Below are 12,729 nucleotides of genomic sequence, written 5' to 3' on the forward strand. Positions count from 1 at the left end.
GGGGTCCGCGGTCCCGCGGCGGGCCGTAAGCTGTGCTCGCTTACCTCATCAGGCGGCTGTTCGCCGCCGCCGTGATGCTGCTGGTCATCATCCTGGTGGTCTTCAGCATCTTCTTCCTCGTCCCCAAGTGGGCGGGCGTCGACGTGGCCACGAGCTTCGTGGGCAAGCAGGCCGACCCTGCCGCCGTAGAGGCGGTGCGGCAGAAGCTGGGTCTGGGCGACCCTGTCTACGTCCAGGTCTGGGAGTTCTTCAAGGGCATCTTCATGGGCCGCACCTACTCGGGCGGCGGCGACGTCACCCACTGTGCCGCCCCGTGCTTCGGCTACTCCTTCCGCAGCGAGCAGGCCGTCTGGCCCGTGCTGACCGACCGCTTCCCGGTGACCCTGGGTCTCGCGCTCGGTGCCGCAGCGCTGTGGCTGCTCTTCGGTGTCGCGGCTGGTGTGCTCTCCGCGCTCAAGCGGGGCAGCCTGTGGGACCGCGGTGCGATGCTGATCGCCCTCGGCGGCGTCTCGCTTCCCATCTACTTCACCGGCATGCTCAGCCTGGCGATCTTCGCGTTCGGACTGAACTGGATCGACGGGGAGTACGTCCCCCTCGGCCACAGCTTCGGCGGCTGGCTCGGCGGCATGATCCTTCCTTGGATCACCCTGGCGTTCCTCTACGCGGCGATGTACGCGCGTATCACCCGCGCCACCATGCTGGAGATCCTCGGAGAGGACTACATCCGCACCGCCCGTGCCAAGGGTATGCGTGAGAAGACCGTCATCGGCAAGCACGCCATGCGCTCGACCATGACGCCCATCCTGACCATGCTCGGCATGGACCTCGGCGCCCTCATCGGCGGCGCGATCCTGACCGAGACCACGTTCAGCCTGCCCGGCCTCGGCCAGGCGGTGCTCAACGCCATCAAGACCCAGGACCTGCCCATCATCCTGGGCGTCGTTCTGATCACCTCCCTCGCGGTGCTGATCGCCAACCTCGTGGTGGACGTCCTGTACGCCGTGATCGACCCCCGAGTGAGGCTCGCATGACCGAACTCAGCAAGAGCGACGCCGCCGTGGGCGAACCCACCGCCGCCTCGCCCGCTCCGACCTCCTTCCTCGAAGTACGCGACCTGAAGGTGCACTTCCCGACCGACGACGGTCTGGTGAAGTCCGTCGACGGGCTCAGCTTCAAGCTGGAGAAGGGCAAGACCCTCGGCATCGTGGGCGAGTCGGGCTCCGGCAAGTCGGTGACCTCGCTCGGCATCATGGGCCTGCACACCGCCGGCCAGTACGGCAAGCGCAAGGCGCAGATCTCCGGCGAGATCTGGCTGAACGGCACCGAACTGCTGTCCGCCGATCCCGACCACGTGCGGAAGTTGCGCGGCCGCGAGATGGCGATGATCTTCCAGGACCCGCTGTCCGCGCTGCACCCGTACTACACGATCGGTCAGCAGATCGTGGAGGCGTACCGGATCCACAACAACGTCGACAAGAAGACCGCCCGCAAGCGGGCCGTCGAAATGCTCGACCGGGTGGGCATCCCGCAGCCGGACAAGCGCGTGGACAGCTACCCGCACGAGTTCTCCGGCGGTATGCGCCAGCGCGCGATGATCGCGATGTCGCTGGTGAACAACCCCGAACTGCTCATCGCGGACGAGCCGACCACCGCCCTGGACGTCACCGTGCAGGCGCAGATCCTCGACCTGATCCGCGACCTGCAGAAGGAGTTCGGCTCCGCGGTCATCATCATCACCCACGACCTGGGCGTCGTCGCCGAACTGGCCGACGACCTCCTGGTGATGTACGGCGGCCGCTGCGTCGAGCGCGGACCGGCCGAGAAGGTGTTCTACGAGCCCCGGCACCCCTACACCTGGGGCCTGCTCGGCTCGATGCCGCGTCTGGACCGCGACCAGCAGGAGCGGCTCATCCCGGTCAAGGGGTCCCCGCCCTCCCTGATCAACGTTCCGTCCGGCTGCGCGTTCAACCCGCGCTGCCCGTACGCCGACGTCCCGAAGGACAACGTCACCCGCACGGTCCGCCCCGAGCTGACCGAGGTCGGCAGCCAGCACTGGGCCGCCTGCCACATGACGCAGGAGCAGCGGGAGCGGATCTGGACCGAAGAGATTGCGCCGAAGCTGTGAGTGAGAACGCAGAGGACAAGGCAGTGAGCATCCCTGCACAGAGCGACGGCGCCGAGGACAAGGCCTCCGGCACGGCCACCCTCACCAAGGACGCCGCCCCGGGCGAGGTCCTGCTGAAGGTGACCGGCCTGCAGAAGCACTTCCCCATCCGGAAGGGCCTCCTCCAGCGCCAGGTCGGAGCGGTGCGCGCGGTCGACGGTATCGACTTCGAGGTCCGCTCCGGCGAGACCCTCGGCGTCGTGGGCGAGTCCGGCTGCGGCAAGTCGACGATGGGCCGGCTCATCACCCGGCTGCTCGAGCCGACCGCGGGGAAGGTCGAGTTCGAGGGCAAGGACATCACGCACCTCGGGGTCGGCGGCATGCGCCCGCTGCGCCGTGATGTGCAGATGATCTTCCAGGACCCGTACTCGTCGCTGAACCCGCGCCACACCATCGGCACGATCGTCGGCGCTCCCTTCCGGCTCCAGGGCGTCGAGCCCGAGGGCGGGATCAAGAAGGAAGTGCAGCGGCTGCTGTCGGTGGTCGGTCTCAACCCCGAGCACTACAACCGCTATCCGCACGAGTTCTCCGGCGGTCAGCGCCAGCGCATCGGCATCGCCCGCGCGCTCGCGCTCAACCCGAAGCTCGTCGTGGCGGACGAGCCGGTCTCCGCGCTCGACGTGTCGATTCAGGCGCAGGTCGTCAACCTGCTCGACGACCTCCAGCAGGAGCTCGGCCTGACGTACGTGATCATCGCGCACGACCTGTCGGTCGTCCGGCACGTCTCGGACCGGATCGCGGTGATGTACCTCGGCAAGATCGTGGAGCTGGCCGACCGCGAGTCGCTCTACAAGGCGCCGATGCACCCGTACACCAAGGCGCTCATGTCGGCCGTCCCGATCCCGGACCCCAGCCGCAAGAACGCCAAGAGCGAGCGCATCCTGCTCAAGGGCGACGTGCCCTCGCCGATCGCCCCGCCGAGCGGCTGCCGCTTCCACACCCGGTGCTGGAAGGCGACGGAGATCTGCCGTACGACCGAGCCGCCGCTCAAGGAGCTGAAGCCCGGTCAGCAGGTGGCCTGCCACCACCCGGAGAACTTCGAGGACCAGGCCCCGCAGGACACCGTGCTGCTCACGGCCGCCAAGGAGGCCGCGGAGCTCGTGGCCGACGAGGTCCTGGCGGAGTCGGCGGCGACGTCGGCGGCGGTGGCCGCGGAGGTCGGCGAGACGGCGAAGCCGTCCGGGACCACCGGGTCCGCCGAGTCCGCTGACACCTCGGAGTCCGCTGAGACCTCGGAGTCTGCCGAGACCGCCGAGTCCTCGGAGTCTGCCGAGACCGCCGAGACCTCGGAGTCCGGCACTGACGGCTCCGGCGGCCAGGAGCCGACCGAGAAGTAGGCAGGGCGGCGCGGCGAGGCCGCGCGCGTGATGGAGCGGGAGAGTGCGGAGCCGGTGGCCCCGGCGGTCGCACTCTCCCGCTCCGTCGTGTTCGGGGGCGAACCGGCCCCGAGTAACAATGTGGCGTGCTTCAGCAACTGTTCAGTCCCTCCGTCCAGCACACGCTCGACGTGGTCGGCATCTTCGTCTTCGCCATCTCCGGCGCGCTGCTGGCCGTCCGCAAGAACTTCGACGTCTTCGGCATCGCCGTCCTCGCCGAGGCCACCGCGCTGGGCGGAGGGCTGTTCCGTGACATCGTCATCGGGGCCGTGCCCCCGGCCGCCTTCACCGACCTCGGGTACTTCCTCACCCCTCTGTTCGCCGCACTCGTGGTCTTCTTCCTGCACCCGCACATGGAGCGCATCCAGACCGCGGTGTACGTGTTCGACGCGGCCGGCCTCGGCCTGTTCTGCGTGGCCGGCACGACGAAGGCGTACGCCTACGGGCTGAACCTCACCGCGTCGGCGACGCTGGGCATGGCCACCGCCGTGGGCGGCGGTGTGCTGCGGGACGTGCTCGCCAACGACGTGCCGTCACTGCTGCGCTGGGACCGCGACCTCTACGCGGTCCCGGCGATCGTCGGCGCCACCATGGTGGTGCTGTGCATCCACTACGACGCGCTGAACCCGTTCACCAGCGGGCTGGCGGTGGTCACCGCCTTCGTCCTGCGGCTGCTCGCGATGCGGTACCACTGGCGAGCTCCGCGGGCCTGGAACCGCCGGACGACGGTACGGGAGGAGTGAGGGCCGTACGGAGGTGGTGGGGCGGCCCGTGCTCCAGCACCCTGGTCAGCCAGCCGAACGCCGCCGGGATCTGCGGGCGCCACAGCGCCATGCTGTGGCCGCCCGCGCTGCGCGGCACGAAGACCACGTGCACCGTGGTCGGCGGCTTCGCGATCCGCTCCAGGGCGACGCCCGCCTGGTACCCGTCGCCGCTCTGGCCCGAGAGGTAGAGCGCGACGGGCGGCGGGGTGCGGTAGTTCTTCAGCAGGATGTAGGGGTTGTTCGCGCGCCGCAGCTGGATGTTCTGGCTGGCGAGCGAATTGCGCTCGCCGATCGGGTCGTTGTACCCGGACAGGCTCACCGAGGCCCGGTAGCGGTCGGGGTGGGCGACGGCGAGCTTGGTCGCGCAGTGCCCCCCGGCCGAGTAGCCGGCGGTGGCCCAGCCGTTCGGACCGGACGCGGCACGGAAGTTGTCGGTGATCATCTTCGGTACGTCGATGCTCAGCCAGGTGTCCGCGTTCACGGTGCCCGGGATGTTGGCGCAGCCCGTGTCGATCTTGGCGATCAGGTTCGTGCGCGGCGCCACCAGTATGAACGGGGCGACCCGTCCGCTGCGCATCAGCGGCTCCAGTTGCTGGTGCACCTTCAAGGAGCCGAACCAGGCCTTCGCCGAGCCCGGGTAGCCCGACAGCAGCTCGACCACCGGGAACTTCCTGTTCTTGTAGGCGGGCTCGTCGTACTGCGGCGGCAGCCATACGTAGACCTCGGCGTTCACCCCCGAGACCCGGCCCCTGAGCTGGGTGACCCTGACTCCGCCGGCCGCGCGCATCCCGGGCCCGTCGGCCGGGGTGAACTGCTGCACGACCCTGGGCAGCTTCCGGTAGGCGATGCCCCCGGTGCCGTCGGCGCCCAGGTTGGCGGCCTGCTGGACGTGGTTGCCCGTGCCGAGCAGGTCGGCCCAGTTGTCGTACAGGTTGTTGGCGTTGTTCACCAGCACGAAGACCAGGGTGATGGCCGTGGCCTGGGCGAACATCAGCATCAGCGCCCGGAGGGCGGCACGCAGCGCCCTGGGGCCCTTCAGCCGCGTCCACAGCACGAACGGCAGCGCCAGCGCGACGACGGCCAGCACGATGGCGGTGTACAGGAACGGAGTCCCGGTGAGGCTCATGTCCCGATAGAGGGGGAACGGGGCCTCGGGGTTACGGGCAAGTGCGGACACTTACCAAGAAATTGCCTGCATCTCACTCCGCCGGGATGTTCGTCATACGAGCACAACGGATGAAAGCTACCGCTTAGTAGTGCTCTGATGTACCGTTCACACATGTCAGAAGCAGCCACCGCCGCGGCCGCGCGGGCCACGATCGGCGACAGCGAGTTCGACCGGGACACCGCGGTCACCCGGAGCGAGCCCGGCGTCTACGACGTCGACCTCTCCGACGGCTGGACGATCATCAGCGCCGTCAACGGCGGGTATCTGCTGGCCGTCCTCGGCCGTGCGCTCGCGGACGCCCTGCCGCACCCGGACCCGTTCACGATCTCGGCCCACTACCTGACCGCGTCCCGGCCCGGTCCCGCCGTCGTCCGCACGGACGTGGTCCGTACCGGCCGCACCCTGTCGACCGGCCAGGCCTCCCTCTTCCAGCGCGACGACGACGGCCGCGAGGTGGAACGCATCCGCGTCCTGGCCTCCTACGGCGACCTCGGCACCCTGCCCGAAGACGTGCGCACCTCGGCGAAGCCGCCCGCGATCCCGCCCATGGAGCAGTGCTTCGGCCCCCAGGACGCGGTCGGCGTCCCCGCGCCCGTACCCGGCAGCTCGGCCATCACCGACCGGCTGATGCTCAAGCTGGACCCCGCCACCCTCGGCTGGGCGCTCGGCTCGCCCTCCGGGAACGGGGAGATGCGCGCCTGGTTCGGCCTCGCCGACGGCCGGGACCACGACCCGCTGTCCCTGCTGCTCGCGGTGGACGCGCTGCCCCCGACCGCGTTCGAGCTGGGCATCAAGGGCTGGGTGCCGACCGTCGAACTGACCGTGCACGTCCGCTGCCGTCCGGCGCCGGGCCCGCTGCGCGTGTCCATCACCACCCGCAACCTGGCCGGCGGCTTCCTGGAGGAGGACGCCGAGGTCTGGGACGGCGCCGACCGGCTGGTGGCGCAGTCCCGGCAGCTCGCACGGGTCAGGCTCGACTGAGGAATCGCCGTACCGGCGCCCGGTCGGACCGTCAGTCCAGCCAGTGCCGGCGGCCGATGCTGATCAGACGCAGCTGCCGGGTCGCGACCCGGGTGACGCGCTCGCGCTCCTCCTCGGGGGCGTCGAGCGCCTCCAGGAACAGTGAACCGGTGATCAGCATCTGATCGACATACAGATGGGCGAGCATGAGCAGATCGTCCTCGCTCCACTCCGCGGACTGCGGGTCCTTGGCCAGTTCGTCCCTCACTTCGCGGGCGAACCTGGCCAGTTGCTCGCCGACGACCTCCCGTACCTGCTGCACCCCGCCGTGGCGCTCCCGGGCGATGAAGCGGACGTGGGCGGGGTACGCCTCGACATGACGCGCGATCAATCCGATCGCGCGCGTGATGCGTTGCTCGCTGTCGTCCGCCTGGGACACCGTCGACCGGATCATCGGATGCAGGCTGCTCAGCGCCTCCTCGACCAGGGCCACACCGAGATCCGCGGTGGAGTGGAAGTGGCGGTAGAAGGCGGTCGGGGCGACACCGGCGGCGCGCGTGACCTCGCGCAGGCCGAGGCTGCTCAGGCTCTGCTCCTCCAGCAGCCGCAACGCCGCGTCCATCAGGGCCTGTCGGGTCTTCTGCTTCTGGGCCTGCCGGACGCCGGGAGTGTGACTCATGCCATTCAGTCAACAAGTGTTCTCCGGATTGTCAAAGCCGGAGGCGCGCTAGACTGCTTAGTCAGTGAACAAGTGTAACTACAAGCGTTCACCGACAAGGGGGATCCGATCTCATGCTGTTCCTCGTCGCCGCACTGCTGCTGCTCGGCGTCGTCCTGGGCACGGTGGCCCACGCGCCGCTCGACTTCACGGTCGCCGCGGCCGTGGTGATCGCCGTCTGGCTCGGCGTCTTCGCGCTCCGCGAGCGCCACGGCCGCAAGCGCGGTACGTCCCGCTGACGCCTCATCCGTCCGGCCCGTTCCCACGACCGTCTGGAGCCGATCCACCATGCAACTCACCGCACCGGCCACACGCCGCACCGGTACGCAGGACGCCGACGGCATGGCCGTCGCGTCCTTCGTCCTCGGCCTGCTCGGCCTGCTCGTCCTCAACCTGTTCCTCGGCCCCGTCGCCATCGTCCTGGCCGGCGTCGCCCTGTGGCGCGGCACCGGCCGCCGCGGCCGCGCCTGGCTCGGCCTGACTCTGGGCATCGCCGACCTCGTGGTTCTGCTGGCCTTCGTGCAGGCGGACAACACACTGTCCTGGAGCTTGTGACACCTGGCCCATCCTGATCTCCGGCCCGGGCGCGGGCGCCCGTAGAATCGGCCTCACCATGGCTTACCTCGACCACGCCGCGACCACCCCGATGCTCCCGGAGGCGGCAGAGGCGCTGACCGCGGCACTGGGTGTCACCGGCAACGCCTCCTCCCTCCACGCGTCCGGGCGCGCGGCCCGCCGCAGGGTCGAGGAGGCCCGTGAAACCCTCGCCGAGGCCCTCGGCGCCCGTCCCAGCGAGGTCGTCTTCACCTCCGGTGGCACCGAGGCGGACAACCTCGCCGTCAAGGGCCTGTACTGGGCCCGCCGCGCCGCCGACCCGGCCCGCACCCGCGTCCTCTCCAGCCCCGTCGAGCACCATGCCGTCCTCGACGCCGTGCACTGGCTCGGCGAGCACGAGGGCGCCACCGTCGAGTACCTTCCGGTCGACTCCTACGGCCGCGTCCACCCCGAGGCGCTGCGCGAGGCCATCGCCCGCAACCCCGACGATGTGGCCCTGGCCACCGCCATGTGGGCCAACAACGAGATCGGCACGCTGCTGCCGGTGCGCGAACTGGCCACTGTGGCCGCCGAGTTCGGTGTCCCGCTGCATGCCGACGCGGTGCAGGCCTTCGGGCAGGTGCCGGTCGACTTCGCCGCCTCCGGACTGGCCGCGATGACGGTCTCCGGCCACAAGATCGGCGGCCCGTACGGCGTCGGCGCGCTGATCCTGGGCCGCGAGTACGCCCCCGTTCCCGTCCTGCACGGCGGCGGCCAGGAACGGCACGTCCGCTCCGGCACCCTCGACGTGCCCGCGATCGCCTCCTTCGCCGTGGCCGGCCGGCTCGCCGCCGAGCGGCGCGAGTGGTTCGCCCGCGAGATCGGCGCGCTGCGCGACGAGTTGATCGCCGCCGTGCGCTCGGCGGTCCCGGACGCGATCCTCGGCGGCGACCCGGCACCGGAGGGCCGCCTCCCGGCCAACGCCCACTTCACCTTCCCCGGCTGCGAGGGCGACTCCCTGCTGCTCCTGCTGGACGCTCAGGGCATCGAGTGTTCGACCGGCTCCGCCTGCACCGCGGGCGTCGCCCAGCCCAGCCACGTACTGCTCGCCACCGGCACCGACCCGGACCTGGCCCGCGGCACCCTCCGCTTCTCCCTCGGCCACACCTCCACCCAGTCCGACATCGACGCGGTCGCGAAGGCCATCGGCCCGGCGGTGGAACGGGCCCGCGCGGCCGGCCTGACGTAACGGGACGGGACGACGGGACGGGCCCCGGGTTCGGGTCGGTGCGGCGGGCGGGCCCAGTACTTCGGGTCCGTGCGGTCCGGAGTGCCCCGGCGGTTCAGGTTTGCGCGGGGGATGGTCCCAGAGGTTCGGGTCGGTGCGGCGGGGCGGGCCCAGCGGTCCAGGTCCCTGTGGCGGGGCGGGCGCCGGTGCTTTGGGGCCGCGGGCCGCACTCCGGTGGTTCAGGTCCGTGTGGCGGGCGTGCCCCCGGTGGCTCAGGTGCGTGTGGTTCGGGCCGCGCGGACCAGGCGTATGTACCGGTCCCAGTCCCAGTGGGGGCCCGGGTCCGTGTGGTCGGCGCCCGGTACCTCCACGTGGCCGATGATGTGCTCCCGGTCGACGGATATGCCGTACCGGCCGCAGATCCCGGCCGTCAGCCGCGCCGAGGCGGCGTACATCGCGTCGGTGAACGACGAGGCGTCGTCGACGAAGCCCTCGTGCTCGACGCCGACGCTCCGCTCGTTGTACGCCCGGTTGCCCGCGTGGAAGGCCACGTCCAGCTCGCGGATCATCTGCGTGACATGCCCGTCCGCGCCGACGATGTAGTGCGCGGCGGCCCCGTGCCCCGGGTCCTGGAAGACCTTCACCGCGCTCGCGTAGCTGCCCTGCGTGACGTGGATGACGACCCGGTCTATCCGGTAGTCGTCCGGGCGGTCCGCCGGCCGGTAGTTCGACGGCGAGGCCGCCACCCACCGCGCGCCCATGAAGTCGACCGCGCCCGCCACCCGCGGCTTCTGCGCGCCGGGCAGCCGCCACCACAGCCGGGCCAGCCCGCTGCGCTCCAGCGCCGCCCCGCCCACCACCACCGCGGCCCCGCCGATCAGCAGGGCCCGCCGCCCCAGCAGCCGCCCCCGCGCATCCGCCGCGTCCGGCGCGCTTGTTTTCTTCGCCCCCATGCGATCTTCAACGCATCTCAGTCGGCCCCGGTTCCCGCGCCCCGTACCCTGGAAGGGCTATGACTGACACCCCGCAGCGCTCCCGCCCCCTCCGCGTCCTCGCCGCCATGTCGGGCGGGGTCGACTCCGCCGTCGCCGCCGCGCGCGCCGCGGAAGCCGGCCACGACGTCACCGGCGTCCACCTCGCGCTCTCCGCGAACCCGCAGTCCTTCCGTACGGGCGCGCGGGGCTGCTGCACCATCGAGGACTCGCGCGACGCCCGTCGCGCCGCGGACGTCATCGGCATCCCCTTCTACGTGTGGGACCTCGCCGAGCGCTTCCGCGAGGACGTCGTGGAGGACTTCGTCGCCGAGTACGAGGCCGGCCGCACCCCGAACCCGTGCCTGCGCTGCAACGAGAAGATCAAGTTCGCCGCGCTGCTGGACAAGGCGCTGGCCCTCGGCTTCGACGCGGTCTGCACCGGCCACTACGCCAAGGTGATCGTGAACGACGACGGCACCCGCGAGCTGCACCGCGCCTCCGACATGGCCAAGGACCAGTCGTACGTCCTCGGCGTCCTCGACGACCAGCAACTCGCACACGCCATGTTCCCGCTCGGGGACACGCTCACCACCAAGGACGAGATCCGCGCGGAGGCCGAGCGGCGGGGCCTGGCCGTCGCCAAGAAGCCCGACTCGCACGACATCTGCTTCATCGCCGACGGCGACACCCAGGGCTTCCTGGCCCGCCGCCTGGGCAAGGCCGAGGGCGACATCGTCGACGAGTCGGGAGCGGTCGTCGGCAGCCACGAGGGCGCGTACGGCTTCACCATCGGCCAGCGCAAGGGCCTGCGCATCGGCACCCCGGCACCCGACGGCAAGCCGCGCTACGTCCTGGACATCTCCCCGGTGACCAACACGGTGACGGTCGGCCCGGCCTCCGCCCTGGACGTCACAGGCCTCACCGCGATCAAGCCCCGCTGGTGCGGCACGGCCCCGTCCGGCCCCGGCACCTACACCGCCCAACTGCGCGCCCACGGCGGCGAGACCGAGGTCACCGCCGAACTCGTCGGCGGCGAACTCCGGGTCGCCTTCACCGAGCCGGTCCGCGGCGTGGCCCCCGGCCAGGCGGTCGTGCTGTACGACGGCACACGCGTGGTGGGCTCGGCGACGATCGCCGCGACGGCCCGGGCGAAGGAGCCGAGCACGGCATGATCCGGACGAGAGGCGCTAGGACCGGCGTTCCGCCGTCTCCTTGATGCCGGTCAGAGTGGCGTCCATGCCCTGGCCGAGCTGGTCCAGGCGGTAGGCGATGATCGCCTCCTCCTGGTCGGGGGTGCGGTCGATGTACGCGCTCAGGCCGGAGCGACCGGGCCCGATGGTGACCGACTGACGCAGGACGGTGCCCCCCTCCGGCGCCGGGGTGAGGACGAAGGACCAGGTGGACATCCGGTCCTTCTCGTCCTCGGAGGGCCTGCCGTAGCGTCCGTCCGGGTCCAGCACGCACCAGCTCAGGCTGCGCTCCGGGACCGCCTCCGTGATGTGGGCGAGGGTCCGCCACTCGCCCACGAACGGATTCTGGTTGTGCCCGACGTAACGGGCGCCCGGCGCCGGCCGGTCGGCGCCGTCCTGCCACTCCACGCGCACCAGCTCCGGACTCCACCCGGCCATCGCCTCGACGTCGGTGACGACTTCCCACACCCGCGAGGGTTCCGCCGAGATGTGCACCTCGCGGTCGGTGCCGGGCTGGTCGGCGTAACGCATGGCTGCTCCCCGTGCGGGCGCGGTCGTTCGCCGCCCCCGCGCAGGGAGTCTAGGGTCACCAACTCTTCCTGAAATACGTTGGGTTGGTCACACGGGTGTCAGTTCGGACACCAGCCGGGCAGCCGTCGGTGCCGGAACGCCGTACCGCTTCGCGGCGCGCAGCACGGCGCCGCCGATCGCGTCGAGTTCCAGGGCGCGGCCCGCCTCGGCGTCGCGCTGCATCGAGGACTTCATCCCGGCCGGAAGCGCGTCGTACATCGCCAGGGTCCGGTCCGCGTCGAGCGGCGCCCCGGCGGCGCGGCCGACGGCGGTGATCTCCTCGACAAGGGCGAGCAGTTCCTCGCGGTGGCCGGTGCGGACCGTGCCGATGGGGGCGTCGTAGCGGGTGGTGAGGAGGGCGAAAGGGGCAAGGAAGGCCAGCTTCGCCCAGAGGACGACGGTCTCGGACTCGGCCACGCGGGTCCGCACCCCGGCGGACTCCAGCACGGCGGCCAGGCCGGTGAGCGGGCGCGCGGTCGTCCCGGCCAGATCGATCTCGGTGAACGGGCTGCCGTGCTCGATGACACCGGGCGCGACGCGGGTCGACTCGACGCGGATGACGCCCGCGGCCACCCGGTCGTCGCCGTAGCGGCGGCGCAGGGTCTCGGGGTGCTCGACGCCGTTGAGGAGCGGCAGGACGAGGCCGTCCGTGCCGAGCATGGCCGGAGGGACCCGGTCCAGCGCGGCGTCCAGGCTGGTGTGCTTGACGGCCACCACGCACAGGTCGACCGGTTCCCGCAGCTCGGTGTCCGCCTCGACCTTGGTGGTGAAGTCCCCGAACTGGGCGCTGTGCACCCGTACCCCGCCCTCGCGCAGGGACCGCGCCGTCGCGTCCCCGGCCAGGCAGATCACCCGGTGACCCGCCCGGGACAGCAGCGCGGCGAGCAGTCCGCCGACGCCGCCGGGGCCGAGCACGGCCACGGTCCAGGGGCGGGGAGCACTCTTCGCGGAAGTGACTTCGGTGGCGTCGGGAGTGGTGCTGGGCATGGCTGCGGTGTCCCTTCCGGTCACGGTCCGGTCGCGGGGCGGCACCCGTTGGGCGGGCCGCCGTCCCGGTGGAGGCCAACAATGACGAGGCGCGGC

Annotated in this window: 14 protein-coding genes; 9 read left to right on the top strand and 5 right to left on the bottom strand. The window is 71.2% G+C overall.

Annotation, left to right across the window (positions count from 1 at the left end):
* Nucleotides 1–32 precede the first annotated feature (32 nt).
* The 4 genes from ACIQFZ_RS12305 to ACIQFZ_RS12320 all read left to right on the top strand — a co-directional run bounded on the left by ACIQFZ_RS12305 (nucleotide 33) and on the right by ACIQFZ_RS12320 (nucleotide 4,283).
* Nucleotides 33–1,031, top strand: a complete 999-nt coding sequence (locus ACIQFZ_RS12305) for an ABC transporter permease (RefSeq protein ID WP_365418393.1) — start codon at nucleotides 33–35, stop codon at nucleotides 1,029–1,031.
* Nucleotides 1,028–2,125 carry an ABC transporter ATP-binding protein gene (locus tag ACIQFZ_RS12310; protein WP_365418395.1) on the top strand — a complete coding sequence of 366 codons (1,098 nt, stop codon included), beginning with the start codon at nucleotides 1,028–1,030 and terminating at the stop codon, nucleotides 2,123–2,125. Before ACIQFZ_RS12305 ends, ACIQFZ_RS12310 begins: the two co-directional genes overlap by 4 nt.
* Nucleotides 2,126–2,148: 23 nt before the next feature.
* A complete protein-coding gene (locus ACIQFZ_RS12315; RefSeq protein ID WP_402691177.1) occupies nucleotides 2,149–3,501 on the top strand; it encodes an ABC transporter ATP-binding protein in 1,353 nt (450 codons plus the stop codon).
* A 125-nt stretch (nucleotides 3,502–3,626) separates the two neighbouring features.
* Nucleotides 3,627–4,283: a trimeric intracellular cation channel family protein gene (locus ACIQFZ_RS12320; RefSeq protein WP_361423643.1), complete on the top strand. Its 657-nt coding sequence runs from the start codon at nucleotides 3,627–3,629 to the stop codon at nucleotides 4,281–4,283.
* Here the strand turns inward: ACIQFZ_RS12320 and ACIQFZ_RS12325 are convergent.
* Nucleotides 4,192–5,430, bottom strand: a complete 1,239-nt coding sequence (locus tag ACIQFZ_RS12325) for an alpha/beta hydrolase (RefSeq protein WP_383059231.1) — start codon at nucleotides 5,428–5,430, stop codon at nucleotides 4,192–4,194. The two genes, ACIQFZ_RS12320 and ACIQFZ_RS12325, sit on opposite strands and share 92 nt — an antisense overlap.
* Before the next feature lie 153 nt (nucleotides 5,431–5,583).
* Between ACIQFZ_RS12325 and ACIQFZ_RS12330 the strand changes: the two genes are divergently transcribed.
* Nucleotides 5,584–6,453: a thioesterase family protein gene (locus ACIQFZ_RS12330; RefSeq protein WP_365418403.1), complete on the top strand. Its 870-nt coding sequence runs from the start codon at nucleotides 5,584–5,586 to the stop codon at nucleotides 6,451–6,453.
* Nucleotides 6,454–6,484: 31 nt separating this feature from the next.
* Here the strand turns inward: ACIQFZ_RS12330 and ACIQFZ_RS12335 are convergent, their stop codons facing one another.
* The gene (locus tag ACIQFZ_RS12335) at nucleotides 6,485–7,111 is read right to left on the bottom strand and encodes a TetR family transcriptional regulator (protein WP_365418405.1); all 627 of its coding nucleotides are present in this window, start codon (nucleotides 7,109–7,111) and stop codon (nucleotides 6,485–6,487) included.
* 113 nt (nucleotides 7,112–7,224) lie between these two features.
* Here ACIQFZ_RS12335 and ACIQFZ_RS12340 point away from each other — a divergent pair, with 113 nt between their 5' ends.
* The 3 genes from ACIQFZ_RS12340 to ACIQFZ_RS12350 are packed head-to-tail and all read left to right on the top strand — an operon-like array spanning nucleotide 7,225 to nucleotide 8,933.
* Nucleotides 7,225–7,389, top strand: coding sequence for a hypothetical protein (locus tag ACIQFZ_RS12340; protein WP_365418408.1), 165 nt, complete (start codon nucleotides 7,225–7,227; stop codon nucleotides 7,387–7,389).
* A gap of 49 nt (nucleotides 7,390–7,438) precedes the next feature.
* Nucleotides 7,439–7,705: a DUF4190 domain-containing protein gene (locus ACIQFZ_RS12345; RefSeq protein WP_365418411.1), complete on the top strand. Its 267-nt coding sequence runs from the start codon at nucleotides 7,439–7,441 to the stop codon at nucleotides 7,703–7,705.
* Between the two features lie 58 nt (nucleotides 7,706–7,763).
* A complete protein-coding gene (locus ACIQFZ_RS12350; RefSeq protein ID WP_365418413.1) occupies nucleotides 7,764–8,933 on the top strand; it encodes a cysteine desulfurase family protein in 1,170 nt (389 codons plus the stop codon).
* Nucleotides 8,934–9,184: 251 nt separating this feature from the next.
* Here ACIQFZ_RS12350 and ACIQFZ_RS12355 read toward each other — a convergent pair whose 3' ends face one another.
* Nucleotides 9,185–9,865: an N-acetylmuramoyl-L-alanine amidase gene (locus ACIQFZ_RS12355; RefSeq protein WP_365418416.1), complete on the bottom strand. Its 681-nt coding sequence runs from the start codon at nucleotides 9,863–9,865 to the stop codon at nucleotides 9,185–9,187.
* 59 nt (nucleotides 9,866–9,924) lie between these two features.
* On the opposite strand from ACIQFZ_RS12355, the gene mnmA reads away from it, so the two are divergent.
* Complete coding sequence (gene mnmA / locus ACIQFZ_RS12360) at nucleotides 9,925–11,058, top strand: tRNA 2-thiouridine(34) synthase MnmA (protein WP_376652675.1); 1,134 nt, start codon at nucleotides 9,925–9,927, stop codon at nucleotides 11,056–11,058.
* A gap of 15 nt (nucleotides 11,059–11,073) precedes the next feature.
* Here mnmA and ACIQFZ_RS12365 read toward each other — a convergent pair whose 3' ends face one another.
* Nucleotides 11,074–11,607, bottom strand: a complete 534-nt coding sequence (locus tag ACIQFZ_RS12365) for an SRPBCC family protein (protein WP_402691178.1) — start codon at nucleotides 11,605–11,607, stop codon at nucleotides 11,074–11,076.
* 87 nt (nucleotides 11,608–11,694) lie between these two features.
* Nucleotides 11,695–12,633: a ketopantoate reductase family protein gene (locus ACIQFZ_RS12370; RefSeq protein ID WP_402691179.1), complete on the bottom strand. Its 939-nt coding sequence runs from the start codon at nucleotides 12,631–12,633 to the stop codon at nucleotides 11,695–11,697.
* Between the last annotated feature and the right edge of the window lie 96 nt (nucleotides 12,634–12,729).

The sequence above is a fragment of the Streptomyces sp. NPDC093064 genome, assembly GCF_044754605.1.
In the GTDB taxonomy this organism is placed as follows: Bacteria; Actinomycetota; Actinomycetes; order Streptomycetales; family Streptomycetaceae; genus Streptomyces.

Coding starts and splice junctions, on each gene's coding strand:
- ACIQFZ_RS12325 (WP_383059231.1), bottom strand. CDS start 5,430: ATGAGCCTCACCGGGACTCCGTTCCTGTACACCGCCATCGTGCTGGCC.
- ACIQFZ_RS12310 (WP_365418395.1), top strand. CDS start 1,028: ATGACCGAACTCAGCAAGAGCGACGCCGCCGTGGGCGAACCCACCGCC.
- ACIQFZ_RS12355 (WP_365418416.1), bottom strand. CDS start 9,865: ATGGGGGCGAAGAAAACAAGCGCGCCGGACGCGGCGGATGCGCGGGGG.
- ACIQFZ_RS12335 (WP_365418405.1), bottom strand. CDS start 7,111: ATGAGTCACACTCCCGGCGTCCGGCAGGCCCAGAAGCAGAAGACCCGA.
- ACIQFZ_RS12345 (WP_365418411.1), top strand. CDS start 7,439: ATGCAACTCACCGCACCGGCCACACGCCGCACCGGTACGCAGGACGCC.
- mnmA (WP_376652675.1), top strand. CDS start 9,925: ATGACTGACACCCCGCAGCGCTCCCGCCCCCTCCGCGTCCTCGCCGCC.
- ACIQFZ_RS12340 (WP_365418408.1), top strand. CDS start 7,225: ATGCTGTTCCTCGTCGCCGCACTGCTGCTGCTCGGCGTCGTCCTGGGC.
- ACIQFZ_RS12370 (WP_402691179.1), bottom strand. CDS start 12,633: ATGCCCAGCACCACTCCCGACGCCACCGAAGTCACTTCCGCGAAGAGT.
- ACIQFZ_RS12365 (WP_402691178.1), bottom strand. CDS start 11,607: ATGCGTTACGCCGACCAGCCCGGCACCGACCGCGAGGTGCACATCTCG.
- ACIQFZ_RS12350 (WP_365418413.1), top strand. CDS start 7,764: ATGGCTTACCTCGACCACGCCGCGACCACCCCGATGCTCCCGGAGGCG.
- ACIQFZ_RS12330 (WP_365418403.1), top strand. CDS start 5,584: ATGTCAGAAGCAGCCACCGCCGCGGCCGCGCGGGCCACGATCGGCGAC.